Origin of the sequence: Flavobacterium sp., from assembly GCF_965262375.1 — a bacterium.
GTDB lineage: Bacteria > Bacteroidota > Bacteroidia > Flavobacteriales > Flavobacteriaceae > Flavobacterium.
In genome coordinates, this window is sequence record NZ_OZ253527.1 from 1,253,507 (window position 1) to 1,269,585 (window position 16,079).

A 16,079-nucleotide genomic window follows, 5' to 3' on the forward strand; every position below is an offset into this window, starting at 1 on the left:
AATAAGCATTTATATACTTTTCAATGCTAAGGAATATTCTTTTTCAATACGCTCTTGATGCATCGGATGTGCAATTTTAAGCATTTCATTTACGCGTTGTTTCAACATTTTTCCGTATAAATCTGCAATACCATTTTCAGTAATAATATATTGCACATGCGAACGTGTGGTTACTACTCCTGCACCTTGCTTTAAAAAAGGAACAATGCGACTTTCACCTCTTTTAGTTACAGAAGGTAAGGCAATGATAGCTTTACCGCCTTCGCTTAATGACGCACCACGAATAAAATCCATTTGCCCACCAACACCTGAGTACATTTGCATACCAATGGAGTCAGCACAAACCTGCCCCGTCAAATCAACTTCAATGGCAGAATTGATGGCAATCATTCGTTTGTTTTTGCGAATTCGAGCCGTGTCATTTACAAACGATGATTCTTTCATCTCAATAAATGGATTGTCATTCACAAAATCGTATAACCGTTGTGACCCAATTAAAAAGGTCGCTAAAGCTCTTCCTTGTAAAATCCCTTTGTAGTTACAATTGATGACATTCTTTTCAATCAAATCTATCACGCCATCGCTAAACATTTCTGTGTGCAGTCCTAAATCTTTGTGCTGGGTTAATTGTGCTAATACCGCGTTTGGTATGGACCCTATGCCCATTTGAAGCGTACTTTTATCTTCAATCAAACTGGCTACATAGGCTCCTATTTTGGCTTCCTCTACAGATATTGGTGCCACTTCATGCCCAAAAATCGGTTGATTTACTTCCACCATATAATCAATTTCGGTTTCATGTAGAATGCCATCGCCAAAAGTTCTTGGCATTTGCGGATTTACTTGAGCAATGACTATTTTAGCTTGTTCGATAGCTGCCAAAGTAGCTTCTACTGATGTTCCCAACGAACAATACCCATGTTTGTCTGGAGGTGATACGTGGATAAAAACCACATCTAGGACAACCACACGTTTACGGAATAAATTTGGTAATTCACTCAAAAAAACTGGTGTGTAAGAACCGTTTCCTGCTTTTAATGTATGACGCACATTAGTACCTATAAAAAAAGAATTTACATGAAAACTGCGAGCTAACTCGGGTTTAGCATATAAAGCCTCTCCTTCCGTATGCAAATGACAGATTTCAACGTTCACTAACTCTGAGGCGCGTGACGCTAGTGCGTTGGTAAGTACACTGGGGGTAGCCGCAGCTGCTTGTACATAAACTCTATCGCCTGATTTTACAACTTTGACAGCCTCTGCTGCCGAAACATATTTGCCCATAACCTAAAAATTTTAATCAAAGGTACTTTGAGAAACATTGCTAAAAAATGACAAATCTCATCTCTAATTTAGTATAAATAAATTAAACTAATATTGTATTTTTGCACACTTACTTTTAAGCAGATGAGTAAAATAATTATAAAAACACGTGAAGAAATCGAATTAATGCGCGAAAGTGCTTTAATTGTTTCAAAAACTTTAGGAATGGTAGCCTCAGAAATCAAACCGGGCGTTACCCCTTTGTATTTAGATAAATTAGCCGAAACCTTTATTAGAGACCACGGAGCCACTCCTGCTTTCTTAGGGATGTATGGTTTTCCAAACAGTTTGTGTATGAGTCCAAATGCACAAGTTGTTCACGGAATCCCTACCGACAAACCTCTTGAAGATGGGGATATTATTTCGGTAGACTGTGGCGCGCTAAAAAATGGATTTTATGGTGACCATGCCTATACTTTTGAGGTGGGTGAAGTGGCTTTAGCGACCAAAATGTTACTTAAAACAACCAAAGAATCTTTATACGTAGGTATCCGCGAATTAAAAGCAGGCAACCGTACCGAAGATGTGGGGCATGCTATTCAAAAATATTGTGAAAGTCATGGTTATGGAGTGGTTCGCGAGCTTGTGGGTCACGGATTAGGACGTACCATGCACGAAGCTCCTGAAATGCCTAACTATGGCAAAAAAGGACGTGGTAAATTAATCCAAGAAGGTATGGTCGTGGCTATTGAACCTATGATTAATATGGGAACAAAAAACATCAAACAACACAAAGACGGATGGACCATTACCACTGCTGATGGTAAACCTTCTGCTCATTTTGAACATGATGTAGCCATTGTAGACGGAAAACCTGAATTGTTATCCACTTTTGCTTATATCTATAAAGCACTAGGCATTGAAAGCACTGAAGAAAACGAATTTAGAGCAACTCCGTTTGCGATATAATGTAAAAACACGAATTTCACGAATTTACACTAATGATTTATGCACAGAGATTTGATTTATAAAGAAGAAGCTTATGAAATTATAGGTCTTTGCATGGAAGTCCATAATTTTCTTGGGAAAGGTCATAGTGAAAAAGTATATGGTGATGCTTTAGAAATCGAATTCAAATTAAATCATATTCCATTTGAACGTGAAAAAAAATACACGGTAGAATATAAGGGTATCCCATTATCTAGCTATTATTTTGCTGATTTTACAATTTACAATGATATCATATTAGAAATCAAAGCTATTCAAACTTTATCCTCAAGTGAAACAAAACAAGTATTAAATTATTTGGCTGCTTCTAAATGCAAACTTGGAATACTAGTTAACTTCGGAGAAGACAGCTTAAAATACCAAAGAATAGTTTTATAATTAATTCGTGCTAATTCGTGAAATTAGTGTTCAAAATTTATGAAAAAAATATTCAAATTAATTTTAAATATCGTTCCGAGACCAATTCTTATCAGAATTAGTTTTATCGTGCGTCCTATTTTAGCCTTTTTGCTAAAAGGAAATCGTTTTACCGACCCTATAGATGGGAAGAGTTTCCGTATGTTTTTGCCTTATGGCTACGGAAATCAGCGTAACAATGTGCTTTCACCAAGTACACTTTCGTTAGAAAGACACCGTTTGTTGTGGTTGTATTTACAAAATGAAACCGATTTTTTTACTGCCTCTATGCAGAAAAAAGTGCTTCATTTTGCCCCAGAACAAGAGTTTTACAAACGCTTCAAAAAACAAAACAACATTCAGTACACAACTACCGATTTGTTTTCGCCTTTAGCCGATGTAAAAGCCGACATCTGTAATTTACCCTTTGAAGACAACACCTACGATATTATATTTTGCAATCACGTACTAGAACATATTCCTGATGACACTAAAGCCATGCAGGAATTGTATCGTGTGCTGAAACCTGGAGGCATGGGGATTTTCCAAATTCCACAAGATTATTCACGAGCAACTACCTTTAGTGACGACAGTATTACCGACGCTAAGGAACGCGCCAAAATATTTGGTCAGTACGACCATGTGCGTGTATATGGGATGGACTATTTTGACAAATTAAGAAGCATCGGTTTTCGAGTAGAAGAAGTAGACTATACTAAAAAACTAGGGGCTACTTTAGTTGAAAAATATTGTTTAGCTCCAGGAGAAATCATCCCAGTTTGTTATAAATAAATTGCTCCAAAATAAAACCACTACTAAGGAGGAATCTCATAATTTAAAAATTGGGATTCCTCCTTTTTAAACTAAAACACTACTAACCTACGTATTATATGTCAATTTCTTTAGCCATAGATTTTTCGTGGAATGCTGATGAAGACCGTTGGATTCCTTCGCTATATCTGGTTGATATTACTAAACCGCCATTATATGTTTTCAAAATTGCCAACGAAGAAACCGTAAAAAGTGTGGGTAAAACGATTAATCATGACGAGGAAAAAATTTGGAATCTCGTATATGATTTGAAAACGGAAACCATCTTAAAAAAATTAACTAAAAACAAAAAAAACACCTCGTTAGCGTTACTCAAAGAAGACAAAACTGTAAAGAATATTTTACAAGAATACCTCAATCGCAAAGGAAATGAATTATTGGAATTAACTCAAAAATTAGAACTCCCTTTGAGTATAGACTTACGAGGCAAAAAAGAATTTTATCATCATCAAGTTACTTTTTCAGAAATTGTTTTAAAACCGCAATTGCATTTTTCTAAACATGAAGTGGGGATAGATTACACACTAACGCTACTCGATAACGAGACAAAAATAGTTCCTTCAAAAGAAGAACTTACCATTATCAATCAATTTCCCTGTTGGGCAATTTGGAACAAACAATTGGTAACAATTTCTGATATTGATGGCTTAAAATTAAAGCCATTCCTAAAAAACGAAACCGTACACATTCCAAAACGCATTGAAGAAACGTATTTCAAGACTTTTATTAATGATATTATAAAAAAAGCCGATGTTACTACCGATGGTTTTGAGATAATCAGCAAAAATAACATCGTCAACTTTAGTCTTAAAGGTAGTCACGATTTTTTCAACACCCAATATGTATTACAACTGGTGTTTGATTATGAGGGCTATTGTTTTGAAACCACACAGAAGAAAAACCAACATTCTTTTATTTCATTTGATGAAAATAATACTGTTTCGGTAATTCAACACAAAAGAAATCTTGAACAAGAGGAAGAAATTGCTAACCAACTCATAGCTTTTGGTTTTGAAAAGAATAAAGAGGGTAATTTCACACTTGCTAATGCCACTGGAACAATGGCGTGCATAGAATTTGTCATTGATAACCATGAAGCGCTTACAGAAGCAGGTTTCGATTTAACCACATTTCATATTGACCAAAAAAAAATCCAATTAAAGAAAAGTACACTGGCTTTACAAAGTGACGAGCAATCCGATTGGTTTGATTTGAAAATGACTATTCGTTGTGGGGCGCATCATTTTCCATTTTCAGAAATCATTTCGCATATCAAAAATGGGAACCCGTGGTACTTGTTACCCGATGATACCTATTTTATTATTCCGAAGATTTGGATGAAAACCTATGGAACGTTGGCACAATTTGGCACCAAAAGAAACGATGGAAGTATAGCATTGCCCAAAAGTCATTTTCAAAACTTAAATTTAGAAAATGTGGCTTTAGAAAACGAAGCCCCCATCAAACAAACCCTTACTTATGAGCCTTCATCGTCGCTAAAAGCTACTTTGCGTCCGTATCAACAGCAAGGCGTGCAGTGGTTGTTAAATCATTATGCCAATGGGCTTGGAGCTTGCCTAGCAGATGATATGGGATTAGGAAAGACTTTGCAAACGCTGGCTTTATTGATAGCCGTTCAGGAGGATTTGAAAGCTGAAGCACCTGCATCTATAGCTACTTTTGATTTATTTAGCAGTACCGAAGCTCAAAGTGAGCCACTAAAAGTGCTTATCGTAGCACCTTCATCCTTGGTTTTTAACTGGTATAGCGAAGCTAAAAAATTTGCTCCCCATTTCAGTTGTCTCAAATATGTGGGCAATGACCGAAAATTAGTCAGCAAAAAACTCACTCGTTACGACCTTGTTTTTACCAGCTTTTCAGTGTTGAGCAGGGATATTGCGCTATTAGAAAAACAGCATTTCCGTTATTTAATTGTGGATGAAAGCCAACAGATTAAAAATAGAAATTCAAAAATTTTCAAAGCCATCAATCAGCTACAGGTGGATAATAAAATTTCTTTGAGTGGTACGCCCATCGAAAATTCTTTAGCCGATTTATGGTCGCAAATGCAATTTATAAATCCTTCCATTTTGGGGGAATATGCTTTTTTTGAACATTATTTTAAAAAACCCATCGAAAAGCATAAAGATGAAACCAAAATTGAGGAGCTAAAAAACATCATCAATCCTTACATTTTACGAAGAACCAAAACGGAAGTTTTAAAAGATTTACCTGAAGTAATAGAACAAGTGGTGCTTTGCGAAATGAGCGAGGAACAAGAAAAAAACTACGAAGAGGAAAAATCGAAGGCACGAAATTATTTATTAAAACTCGATGAAAACACCTCCGCGATCCATGTATTGAACGTTTTAATGAAATTACGTCAATGGAGTAATCATCCGAAACTGATAGAACCTCATTCTGCCATGGATTCTGGAAAGTTTGAACACGTTACGGCTTATTTAGAAACGCTAGCCAAATCCAAAAGCAAGACATTAGTGTTTAGTTCGTTTGTCAGTCATTTAGAACTTTATGAAAACTGGTGTGCGACTAACAACATTCGTTATTGCTCGCTAACAGGAAGTACGGCTTCGGGCGCACGCGAAAATGCAGTGAAACAATTTCAGGAGGACGAGAGTACCTTGTTTTTCTTTATTTCACTCAAAGCAGGTGGTGTAGGACTCAACTTAACGAAAGCTTCTTATATTGTTATTCTTGACCCTTGGTGGAATCCATTTGCCGAAAAGCAAGCGATAGCTAGAGCCCATCGCATAGGCCAGGAAAACAAAGTCAATGTGGTGCGCTTTATTACGCAAAACACGATTGAAGAAAAAATTCTTAAATTACAAGAAAACAAAAAAGAGCTTTCTGAAAGTATTATTGATGAAAGCAGTATTCCTGAGGCTATTCGTGATAATTTGGATTATTTGTTGCAATAATCAAAGATTGATTGTTTTAGTTAGGATAATGCAAAACAAAATCGAGTTGAAGTTATGAAACTCGATTTTGTTTTACATAAATAAGAATTATGAAAATACGGCTTCTGAAATCATTTGTTTTTTCAGTTTGCGTTCTTTTATGACGCTAATTATTAAGAAATAAGTTAAGACTGCGCCTAAAATAGCAATGACTACGTTGACTACAAAGTCTGTTGCATATCCATATCCGCTTATAAGGAATTGACTGTACTTTGCACTTATAAGTTGTGCCAAACCATAACTCATCTGAAAGTAAGACATAAATTCAACTTCTTGTTTTTTAAACGCTCGTTCCAATACAAAATCTGTAGCAAAAGGGAAAGTTAGCATCACTCCAAAAGATAAGAAGATTAAGGCAAAAAAGACTGTGTAAACTGATGAAAATGCCATTAATAAGGTGTAACCTAAAGCCATACTTAGCAATCCGTATAAAATTGCATTTAAAGTTCGTACTCCTTTTCTTCTGATAAACGAGACCAAGGCCACCTCAAATAAAAACAAGACACAACCGTAGAAAACGAGTGCATAGGTGTTGAATATTACTTCTAATTTTAAAACATCTGTGTAATACAAGGGTAATACTGTGAAGATTTGAAAGAAGACAACACCAGTTAATACAGTAATTAAGCAATGTAGTAACAACAATTTATCTTTAAAGAAAACAAATGGATCTGACTTTATGTTTACTAAATTTATCTGATACAATAGTTTCTTTTCTTTTACAAAATAGACAAAAAAACCAATAGCAATGAAGGATGAAATGCTGTCAATTACAAATAACATATCATAACCTTGGTAAAGAATTAGAAATCCAGCGATCAAAGGTGCAATGATGAACCCAAAATTAGTGGCAGATCGAATTAAAGAAAAACAAATGATTAATTCTTCTTTTTTTACGTATTCTTTAAGTGTAGCAATCATGGAAGGTCTAAACATATCAGCAAATACATTTAAAATAAAAACCATACCACAAAGCATGTAGAAATCTTTAGTATACCGAAGTAAAAAAAGCATTAGTCCATTTAATAGCATGCTTAATACCATGAGTTTGTAAGCGCTATATGTTCGTGCTAATCGACTTACTAAAAACGTTCCTCCTATAGAACCTACCCCAAAACAAAACATCACCGAACCGATTTGAGCATAAGTGAAATGCAAATCTTCGTATAAGTACTTCGACATGAACGGAACTACCATAGCCCCCATGCGGTTAATTAATGTCATTAAGACAAAAAACCAAATCTCGACAGGTAGTTTTTTACAATCATTAACAAAATGTGCAATCATAGCTAGTTTATTTAGTTTTAATAATTCAAGTTTGATCCAATGGATCATAACGTATGTGCTGCCTAAATGAAAATCATTTACGCTGTTTCTATTTTAAAATCAAAATTAGGGATTCAAGTAAAGCTGGAAAAAATAGAAAGACCTGCAACATAAATTTGCTATATACATCGTAGTTTGATGTCAATTTCCAGCTCAATACATTTTAAAGTCGTGGGTCTTCAACTTTTCTATATCTAAAGCTACAAAATCAGTTTGTGTTGGTTTTTAATTTTAACAAATTTATCTTTAAAATGCTATTTTGTAACGATGAAATGTAGTTTTTTAGCAGTTTTATTGTTTTTTATCTAACTAAAAAAAGGTAGTACTTAGGTTAATGGTAAATTGGAACAATTGTATTTATAAATGCTTAAAAACGGCGTTTTGAAAATGATTCGTTTTAAATGGTTATAAATGAGTGTTTTGTAAAATTCTTTCTACAGTTTATTTTTTTTAAATAACAAACAACAATATACATTTGTCTTATAAACATAACCCCATAAAATTTACCATTATGTCAGATTTTTTAAAACAATTCGGAGAAGATTTAAAAAGCAATGTACCAGGATTTGTAGCCGTTGCTATAGCAGAAATTAAAAGTGGTATTTCATACTACACTTTATCAGCTGATCCGAACTTTGATCCAGAATTAGCATCAGCATTTAATTTAGAAGTTGTTAAGGCAAAATTAAATGCGATTAATGCTTTAGGTTTAAATGAATCTATTGAAAATATCATGATTAACTTAAGTTCTCAGATACATTTGATTGATATTTCTGAAAATAATGAGTATTTTATTTATTTAGCTGTTGATGCTAAAAAAGCTAATTTAGGAATGACAAAAGCGTTGTTAAATAAATACAAAAAAGATATTACAAAGAAGATGTAATAAATTGCCCATTTGAACACAAATCTTTAAAAACCGAATCGTAAGATTCGGTTTTTTGTTTTGTAATGGATTGGAAAATAGATTGTTGTAAAATTCTTTCTACAGGATAATTTTTTTTTATAACAGACAACAATATACATTTGTCCTGTACAACATAACCCCATAAAATTTATCATTATGTCAGATTTTTTAAAACAATTCGGAGAAGATTTAAAAAGCAATGTACCCGGATTTGTAGCCGTTGCTATAGCAGAAATTAAAAGTGGTATTTCATACTACACTTTATCAGCTGATCCGAACTTTGATCCAGAATTAGCATCAGCATTTAATTTAGAAGTTGTTAAGGCAAAATTAAATGCGATTAATGCTTTAGGTTTAAATGAATCTATTGAAAATATCATGATTAACTTAAGTTCTCAGATACATTTGATTGATATTTCTGAAAATAATGAGTATTTTATTTATTTAGCTGTTGATGCTAAAAAAGCTAATTTAGGAATGACAAAAGCGTTGTTAAATAAATACAAAAAAGATATTACAAAGAAGATGTAATAAGTTGCCCATTTGAACACAAATCTTTAAAAACCGAATCTTCCCAATTCGGTTTTTTTATTTTCCGCCTATCATGAATTCTTTAAGGTAAAAAGGTTCAAAGTAAGCTACATCCACAAAATCATTATTCAAATATTTGTGAAAAGCGATGTTAATCATTTCATGAGCTGATGGGAAAATAACATCGTCATGAAATTTGAAGCGATCTTGATTAAGAATTTCTTTGCATTTAGGAGCCCCATCACCTATAAAATGAATGTTGCCTTCTATGGTATCAAATGTTATAGCGTCTATAATTTGTGATGCAATATCACGGACTGTTTCAAAATTAGGGTTGAAAATTGCAGTGTAACATTCCATGCGTCTTGCGTCAATCATGGGGATGATTATACCGTCCGAAATAGTGATTTTGCGAGCTAGTATTTCTAATGTATCTAAAGCTATCAAAGGGATGTTTAATGCATAGCATAAGCCTTTAGCCGCTGAAACGCCTATGCGAAGTCCTGTGTAGGAGCCAGGGCCTTTGCTCACCGCAACGGCACTTAAATCTTGCATGGTTATTTGAGCTTCTTCTAGTACTGTTTCTATAAAAACATGTAGCTTTTCTGAATGAGTATATCCCATTTCTGCTACTTCTCGAATTGCAATTAATTCACCATCTTTTGCTAATGCAACCGAACAGTTTTTAGTTGCAGTTTCCAAATGAAGTATATATGCCATTACCTATAATTTATAGGTGCAAAAATACAACAATAAAAAAAATCTCATAGTTGACTATGAGATTCATTTTACTTTTTTGAGAGGGTTAGCTTTCTTTAGCCTTTTCTTTACCATTCTCTTTTTCTTTTTTGGACATTTTTTTTACCTTATCTCCAGGGTTTAAATCTTTTGTGACAGTTGCATAAGGACCAATTATAATTACGTCACCTTTTTTTAAACCTCCTTTAATTTCAATATAAGCGTCGTCTTGTACTCCTGTTGTTACAATTTGCAGTCTAACTTTGTCTCCATTTTTAACAAAAACACATTCGTATCGTTTTTCATTTTTTATAGGATTTTCCTCTGTTTCTTCGTTGTATTCGCCTTCTTCAGTTTCTAGGTACGATTTTCGGTTCGCGGTGGTGTCCGTGCGCATTACAACTGCACCTATAGGAACGGCTACAATATTTTCTTTACGTGTAGTTTCAATATCAACAGTAGCTGTCATACCAGGACGAAATGGAGAGTAGGTGTTTGGTTTTCCTTCTAATAAATCGGCATAGGATTCTTTTAAAATTCTAACTTTTACTTTAAAATTTGTCACTTGATCTGCAGATGCTGTGGCGTTAGCTGAATTTGAAATGCTAGTAACCCTTCCTTTAAATTCTTTTTTTAAGTAAGCATCAACTTGTACTTTGGCTTCATCACCTATTTCTATTTTTACAATATCATTTTCATTAACATCCACTTCAACTTCCATGTTGTTCAAGTCTGCCACACGCATCATTTCGGTTCCAGCCATTTGTTGTGTGCCCAGAACGCGTTCGCCTAATTCTACAGCCAGTTTAGAAACCGTTCCTGACATAGGAGCATAAATGGCTGTTTTTCCTAAACTTTCACGTGATTCGTTTACTGTTGCCGAGGCACTTGCTACAGTATAATAGGCCGCTTGTTTTGCAGCTTTTGCACCTTCAAATGCTGCTACGCTTTTATCCCATTCTGCGCCAGAAATAATACCTTTGTCAAATAGTTTTTTGTTTCTATCGTAGCTGGCTTTGGCTTCTTTGAATTGCGCATCTATTTGCGATAAACTTGCTTTTGTGTTTGATAAACCAGCTTGCGAACGGTTTACACCTTGTACGTATAGTTTTGGATTAATGCGTGCTAATAAAGTGCCTTTTTGTACTATTTGTCCTTCTTTGACAGGTAGTTCAATAATTTCACCAGAAACTTCTGATGATATTTTAACTTCTACTTCTGGCTGAATTTTACCAGTTGCGGAAACGGTTTCAATAATAGTTCTTTGGTTAACTTTTGCAAATTCAACTTCAATGCCTTGCTTAGTTTCTCCTAAAAAACCTGCTTTTTTAAGCCCTATCAATCCTAATACGCTGCATAGCGCAGCACCCATTAATATGTATTTTGTTTTTGTTGTCATTTTATTTTAATTTTTGTGCAATTGGAATTCCGAAATAAAATTCTAAAATTTTAGTTCTAAAGATATAATCAAATTTAGTTCTCAAAACTTCTGATTGTGCGCTTACATATAGAGTTTGCGCTTGGTTATAATCAAAGACATTCATCAAACCTACATCATAACGTTCTTTAGCGTACTGCATTGCTTTTTGGCGTGCTTCTAAAGTTGCGGTTGCTGTAGCGTAGGCTTTTTCAGCGCCTTGAGTGTCGCTATATGCCGTGTAGATGGTACGTTCTAAATCCAACTCTTTTTGTTCAAAATTCAGTTTAGATTTTTGGAAGGCAATTTTAGCTCTACTAACGCTATTTCGAACTGTTAGACCATTTAAAATAGGAATGCTTAATTGTAAACCAATACTATGTCCAATGTTGTCTTTAAACTGGTTTTCAAATGAAGGAATTAGATTTTTAGGGATTAAGGTGTTTCTATGTAAAATACTAGTTCCTAATCCATAAAAAAAGGATAATCTGGGTTGGTAAGCCCCTTTTGCGATAGCTATGTCACTTTGTGCTAAAGTCTTGTTTACTTCTGCTAATTTGATTTCTGTGCGGTTTAATTTTGCTTTTGCAATTATAGATTGTACTGATTCAGATAAAACGGTACTTTTAGTTACATCATTATCTGTGTCAACAATGTCAAAAATCTCATAATCTCTTAGTTGTAATAATTGTGCTAAGCTTAATTTTGTTAACAAAAGAGCATTTTCAGTACTCACAATGCGTTGTTCATCCGTTGCAATTGTGGCTTTTACATCCAGTAAATCTCCTTTAGGTACTACACCAGCGTTGACAAGCTCAGTGGTACGTTGTAATTGTTTGTTGTCAAAAGCTAGCTGCTCTTTTTGAGCTTTTAAGTTTTCTTTGTTGAATAAAATCTGTAAGAAACCATTTACTACATTCAAGGTTACATCTTCTTGAATTTTAGTTAATTGATATTGTGCGGCTATTTTATTCAAATTTGCTTTACGAAATTGATTTACATTTTGCAATCCTTTGTAAAGATCAAGGTTTAAACTGGCACCAAAGTTTGAAGATTCCGTTGTTTGATTCGTTTTTACCCCCGTTAAAGGGTCATTACTTAACCCCATATTCCAGGAATGTCCAGCATTTGCATTCAAACTAGGTAAAAAATTACCAATGGCATCATTCTTTGCAAGATTGATTGTTTTAACATCTAGAAGCGACTGTTGTATGGCATTGTTGTTTACAATGGCATGATTCACACATTCTTCCAATGTCCACTTTTTGGTTTGACTAAAAGCAGACATTGTTAAGAATGTAAAAAAGGAAACAACGATTTTTGATTTTTTCATTTAATAGTTTCTAATAAAACTGGTTTGTTTACTATACTATTAGTAAAGAAGCTTTCAAATTTGTTACAGCTTGATCAAAAATAATTTTACATTTGCTTTAAATTCTTTAAATTCAATGAGAAAATCTGTTATCATTTTTCAATTCCTTGCGATGTGTTTTAGTTTATTTAGTTGTTCGACCACCCAAAAAATTGAGTTAATGAAACCTGAGCCGGATGGTGCTAATCCCGTTGTGCTGCCAGTTACTTCGTCCTATATTAGTTTTCCAATCCATTTGCCATTGAAAGATATAGAAGCTCAAACTAATAAATCGCTTAGTGGATTAATTTATGAGGATAATAATCTAGAGGACGATAAGATTGCCATAAAAATTTGGAAAAATGAATCCTTAACAATGACTGAGGTGGGAGGAAAGTTACAGTCAGTTGTTCCTTTGAAAATATGGGCGAAAGTTAAATATGGTACTTCTTTGTTAGGTGTCGATTTATACGATGTTCGGGAGTTTAATTTGGATGGGGCTGTTACTTTGCTAAGTCAAGTAGGTATGAGCAACTGGCAAGTTCAAACGCAAACACAATTGCAAAATATCAGTTGGAAAGAGAGTCCTACCATTGCAATAGCAGGGAAAGATATCAAAATTACCTTTTTAATCAATCCTGCCATTTCGATTTTTAAGTCTAAAATTGAAAGACTAATTGATGAAGTTATGCTTAAGTCATTAGATTTTAAAACCCATATTTCAGACTTGATGTTGAAGGCGAGTCAACCTGTTGAAATGAATAAAACGTATGAGACATGGCTTAAAGTGACTCCTCAAGAAGTACATGCAACAGAGGCTGTCTTAAAGAATAACTCGGTTATTTTGAATGTAGGGTTAAAATGTTTGATGGAATCAACTGTAGGGCAACGTCCAAAATCAGACTTTAATAAAGTGAATTTGCAACTTAAGACTATTGGTCAACTTCCTAACAAAGTGCAAGTTGTAGTTGCTGCTATTTCGACTTTTAAGGATGCATCGCGCATCATGAATGCGAATTTTAAAGGTAAAGAATTTGCAAATGGTAAGCGCAAAGTTACTATTCAAAATGTTGAAATTTGGCACAAAAGCGGCAAAATGATTATTGCATTGGATATGACGGGGAGTTTAAATGGTAGGATTTATTTGTCTGGTTTTCCAAAATATAAAGCTGAGAAAAAAGAATTCTATTTTGATGATCTGGATTATGCATTGGAAACAAAAAGTGGCTTACTTAAAACAGCTAACTGGTTGTTTCAGGGAGTTGTTTTGCAAAAAATTAAAGAGAATTGTCGTTATTCAATTGCTCCAAATTTAGAAGAAGGTAAAAAGAGTATTGCTAATTATTTAAATAATTATTCACCCATGCAAGGTGTGTTTATTAATGGGAAAATAAGTGATATAGATTTTGATAAAGTGCTGTTAACCGATACTGCTATAATGGGGTTGTTGAATATAAATGGGAATTTAAAAGTTGATGTAAACGGATTGTAGTTTCCTTATATACAATTGTGTTCACTGTTCATGAATGGAAGGAATGCGTATTCAACGGATTAGTTTAATGCATATTCAGCATTTAAATAAAATGCGGGAACAGTTACATTAAACATCTTTGTTGTGGTGAAGTTTATCATGGTAAAATAACCGCTCATACTACCGTGAGGTGCATAAAGCAAACAACCCGAGCTATAGGTATAAGTTTCTCCTGATTTTAAAATAGGTTTTTTTCCAACCACTCCTTCACCATCTACAGATTCGCGAGGGTAGAGGGCATCGTAAATGTCCCAATGTCGGGCTAGAAGTTGTACTTGGTCTTTGCTGTGATTTTCAATGGTGATATGGTAAGAAAAAGCGTATTGAGTGACTTGATTTTTGAAATAAGTCCCTTCAAATGCGGTTTCCACCGTAATTTTGATGCCGTTTGTGATTAGCGTTACCATTTCTTACAAGCTTTATATAACAAAGTTAGTGAAAATGTAAATAAAGCTGTTTTATATTCTTGTTAAAATATCGAGGAAAAAACTCTCCTTGACGAATTGTTTTTGCAATATTAGTTGGTTATGTTGGTTGAATTGGTTTCTCCTTTTCCAATTACACGGTCATAACGTTCGCCATTGGCTCTGTAATACACAAAAAGAGTATATAAATTTTCAGTCATGGCATAATTTCCATCCACCGCATGTGCTTCGTCAATTTCTTTCTGAGCATTGCGAACGGTGAAATTAAAGTTGACAAAACCTTGTTTGACCATAATAGCTTTTTCAAAAATTCCTTTTTTTGAATTATAATCCATTTTGCTTTCCTCGGTCAATTGGTAATTGTTGAAAAGACCAGTAACATATACTTCATTAATTGGTAGTGTTTCTGGAGAATAAAGTGAAAAATAAACCCAAGTATAATCGGATTCTACATCATTGTTGTCTTGTGCGAAAACATTACGAGGCTGGAAAAAACCGTTTACATCAGGGAAAAAGGTATACCCTTTGTTTTTTCTGGCTGATGCGGTATATAATAAGGTGTTATACAATCCTGAATTTGAATCTACTTTTGCAATGTTATTCGATGGGATTTTAATGTCTTTGTTGTCATAAAACAAATACTCATTTCCTGCCCAAAATTGCGTTTCGTTATTATAACGATACATCAAGTCGTTGCCTACAGTATATTGAGGCTTGATGTTGTATTTAGCGGTTTCCCATTTCCCATTTTGAAATAATGCCACTTTTATATTTTGATTCGGGTTTTGAAAAAGAATGTTTTGCGACTTGATGGCAAACTCTACATTTTGTTTTTCTTGAATATCGGCTACATTTCTTGAACGTTTGATTTGCATAGGAACATCTACAAGGGGTTCGTAGAGGATAAATTTTCTAGAAAAAACCAATTCTTTATTATGATTGAAAATATTGATTAAATAGTTCCCACTTTTTATAATTTGGCAGAAGTTGTTAGGGAATTTTAAGCGATAATGAGAATACGTTTGCAAAGTATTGAACGAGTTTTGATAATCTTGGATGCGCTGGTCATCAGTACCACTTAAATATTCGTTTCGGCTCAAATCGGATTTACTCCAGTCGTAATTACAATGGGTTAGGGTGAAGTAATAGTCTTCTTCATTCCCGTATAAATCATCAAAACTAAATTCGAAGCCATCGCCTAATTGTATAAAAGGAAAAATAATTTTTCCCGATTGTTTAAAAGAAATGGTTTTTATGTTGAAAGGAGGTGGGGTTTCGGTTAGTGCCTGAGCTTGAGTAGTTAGACAAAAAAATGAAATTACGCTTAGTATAAATAGCGTTTGAGTTTTTGGGATATGTTTAATTAATTCTTTCATT

The 16,079-nt window shown here is 34.1% G+C and carries 14 protein-coding genes; 7 read left to right on the top strand and 7 right to left on the bottom strand.

Translation table 11 applies throughout. From position 1 onward, the window contains the following. Positions 1–9: 9 nt before the first annotated feature. Complete coding sequence (locus tag ACQY29_RS05845; RefSeq protein ID WP_428224302.1) at positions 10–1,284, bottom strand: acetyl-CoA hydrolase/transferase family protein; 1,275 nt, start codon at positions 1,282–1,284, stop codon at positions 10–12. Positions 1,285–1,407: 123 nt separating this feature from the next. On the opposite strand from ACQY29_RS05845, the gene map reads away from it, so the two are divergent. The 4 genes from map to ACQY29_RS05865 all read left to right on the top strand — a co-directional run bounded on the left by map (position 1,408) and on the right by ACQY29_RS05865 (position 6,437). Beyond that, positions 1,408–2,232 carry a type I methionyl aminopeptidase gene (gene map / locus ACQY29_RS05850; protein ID WP_428224303.1) on the top strand — a complete coding sequence of 275 codons (825 nt, stop codon included), beginning with the start codon at positions 1,408–1,410 and terminating at the stop codon, positions 2,230–2,232. Between the two features lie 39 nt (positions 2,233–2,271). Further along, complete coding sequence (locus ACQY29_RS05855; protein WP_428224304.1) at positions 2,272–2,649, top strand: GxxExxY protein; 378 nt, start codon at positions 2,272–2,274, stop codon at positions 2,647–2,649. A 39-nt stretch (positions 2,650–2,688) separates the two neighbouring features. Then, the gene (locus ACQY29_RS05860) at positions 2,689–3,459 is read left to right on the top strand and encodes a class I SAM-dependent methyltransferase (RefSeq protein ID WP_428224305.1); all 771 of its coding nucleotides are present in this window, start codon (positions 2,689–2,691) and stop codon (positions 3,457–3,459) included. A gap of 98 nt (positions 3,460–3,557) precedes the next feature. Further along, positions 3,558–6,437 (top strand): DEAD/DEAH box helicase, encoded by a 2,880-nt coding sequence (locus ACQY29_RS05865; RefSeq protein WP_428224306.1) that lies wholly within the window; start codon positions 3,558–3,560, stop codon positions 6,435–6,437. A gap of 87 nt (positions 6,438–6,524) precedes the next feature. On the opposite strand, the gene ACQY29_RS05870 is transcribed toward ACQY29_RS05865, so the two are convergent. Next, positions 6,525–7,763, bottom strand: coding sequence for an MFS transporter (locus tag ACQY29_RS05870; protein ID WP_428224307.1), 1,239 nt, complete (start codon positions 7,761–7,763; stop codon positions 6,525–6,527). A 550-nt stretch (positions 7,764–8,313) separates the two neighbouring features. Between ACQY29_RS05870 and ACQY29_RS05875 the strand changes: the two genes are divergently transcribed. Together ACQY29_RS05875 and ACQY29_RS05880 are read left to right on the top strand one after the other, a co-directional pair. Next, a complete protein-coding gene (locus ACQY29_RS05875) occupies positions 8,314–8,688 on the top strand; it encodes a hypothetical protein (RefSeq protein WP_428224308.1) in 375 nt (124 codons plus the stop codon). Positions 8,689–8,865: 177 nt separating this feature from the next. Then, complete coding sequence (locus tag ACQY29_RS05880; RefSeq protein ID WP_428224308.1) at positions 8,866–9,240, top strand: hypothetical protein; 375 nt, start codon at positions 8,866–8,868, stop codon at positions 9,238–9,240. Positions 9,241–9,297: 57 nt separating this feature from the next. Here ACQY29_RS05880 and tsaB read toward each other — a convergent pair whose 3' ends face one another. The 3 genes from tsaB to ACQY29_RS05895 all read right to left on the bottom strand — a co-directional run bounded on the left by tsaB (position 9,298) and on the right by ACQY29_RS05895 (position 12,728). After that, entirely contained in the window at positions 9,298–9,960 is a 663-nt protein-coding gene (gene tsaB, locus ACQY29_RS05885; RefSeq protein WP_428224309.1) for a tRNA (adenosine(37)-N6)-threonylcarbamoyltransferase complex dimerization subunit type 1 TsaB, read from the bottom strand. An 85-nt stretch (positions 9,961–10,045) separates the two neighbouring features. Continuing rightward, a complete protein-coding gene (locus tag ACQY29_RS05890) occupies positions 10,046–11,377 on the bottom strand; it encodes an efflux RND transporter periplasmic adaptor subunit (RefSeq protein ID WP_428224310.1) in 1,332 nt (443 codons plus the stop codon). 1 nt (position 11,378) lies between these two features. Continuing rightward, complete coding sequence (locus ACQY29_RS05895; protein WP_428224311.1) at positions 11,379–12,728, bottom strand: TolC family protein; 1,350 nt, start codon at positions 12,726–12,728, stop codon at positions 11,379–11,381. A gap of 115 nt (positions 12,729–12,843) precedes the next feature. On the opposite strand from ACQY29_RS05895, the gene ACQY29_RS05900 reads away from it, so the two are divergent. Further along, positions 12,844–14,238 carry a DUF4403 family protein gene (locus ACQY29_RS05900; RefSeq protein ID WP_428224312.1) on the top strand — a complete coding sequence of 465 codons (1,395 nt, stop codon included), beginning with the start codon at positions 12,844–12,846 and terminating at the stop codon, positions 14,236–14,238. A 59-nt stretch (positions 14,239–14,297) separates the two neighbouring features. On the opposite strand, the gene apaG is transcribed toward ACQY29_RS05900, so the two are convergent. Beyond that, complete coding sequence (apaG, locus tag ACQY29_RS05905) at positions 14,298–14,684, bottom strand: Co2+/Mg2+ efflux protein ApaG (RefSeq protein ID WP_428224313.1); 387 nt, start codon at positions 14,682–14,684, stop codon at positions 14,298–14,300. A 110-nt stretch (positions 14,685–14,794) separates the two neighbouring features. After that, positions 14,795–16,078 carry a DUF5103 domain-containing protein gene (locus tag ACQY29_RS05910; protein WP_428224314.1) on the bottom strand — a complete coding sequence of 428 codons (1,284 nt, stop codon included), beginning with the start codon at positions 16,076–16,078 and terminating at the stop codon, positions 14,795–14,797. Between the last annotated feature and the right edge of the window lies 1 nt (position 16,079).

Coding starts and splice junctions, on each gene's coding strand:
- ACQY29_RS05860 (WP_428224305.1), top strand. CDS start 2,689: ATGAAAAAAATATTCAAATTAATTTTAAATATCGTTCCGAGACCAATT.
- ACQY29_RS05870 (WP_428224307.1), bottom strand. CDS start 7,763: ATGATTGCACATTTTGTTAATGATTGTAAAAAACTACCTGTCGAGATT.
- ACQY29_RS05845 (WP_428224302.1), bottom strand. CDS start 1,284: ATGGGCAAATATGTTTCGGCAGCAGAGGCTGTCAAAGTTGTAAAATCA.
- ACQY29_RS05875 (WP_428224308.1), top strand. CDS start 8,314: ATGTCAGATTTTTTAAAACAATTCGGAGAAGATTTAAAAAGCAATGTA.
- ACQY29_RS05865 (WP_428224306.1), top strand. CDS start 3,558: ATGTCAATTTCTTTAGCCATAGATTTTTCGTGGAATGCTGATGAAGAC.
- ACQY29_RS05855 (WP_428224304.1), top strand. CDS start 2,272: ATGCACAGAGATTTGATTTATAAAGAAGAAGCTTATGAAATTATAGGT.
- ACQY29_RS05880 (WP_428224308.1), top strand. CDS start 8,866: ATGTCAGATTTTTTAAAACAATTCGGAGAAGATTTAAAAAGCAATGTA.
- tsaB (WP_428224309.1), bottom strand. CDS start 9,960: ATGGCATATATACTTCATTTGGAAACTGCAACTAAAAACTGTTCGGTT.
- apaG (WP_428224313.1), bottom strand. CDS start 14,684: ATGGTAACGCTAATCACAAACGGCATCAAAATTACGGTGGAAACCGCA.
- map (WP_428224303.1), top strand. CDS start 1,408: ATGAGTAAAATAATTATAAAAACACGTGAAGAAATCGAATTAATGCGC.
- ACQY29_RS05890 (WP_428224310.1), bottom strand. CDS start 11,377: ATGACAACAAAAACAAAATACATATTAATGGGTGCTGCGCTATGCAGC.
- ACQY29_RS05910 (WP_428224314.1), bottom strand. CDS start 16,078: ATGAAAGAATTAATTAAACATATCCCAAAAACTCAAACGCTATTTATA.
- ACQY29_RS05900 (WP_428224312.1), top strand. CDS start 12,844: ATGAGAAAATCTGTTATCATTTTTCAATTCCTTGCGATGTGTTTTAGT.
- ACQY29_RS05895 (WP_428224311.1), bottom strand. CDS start 12,728: ATGAAAAAATCAAAAATCGTTGTTTCCTTTTTTACATTCTTAACAATG.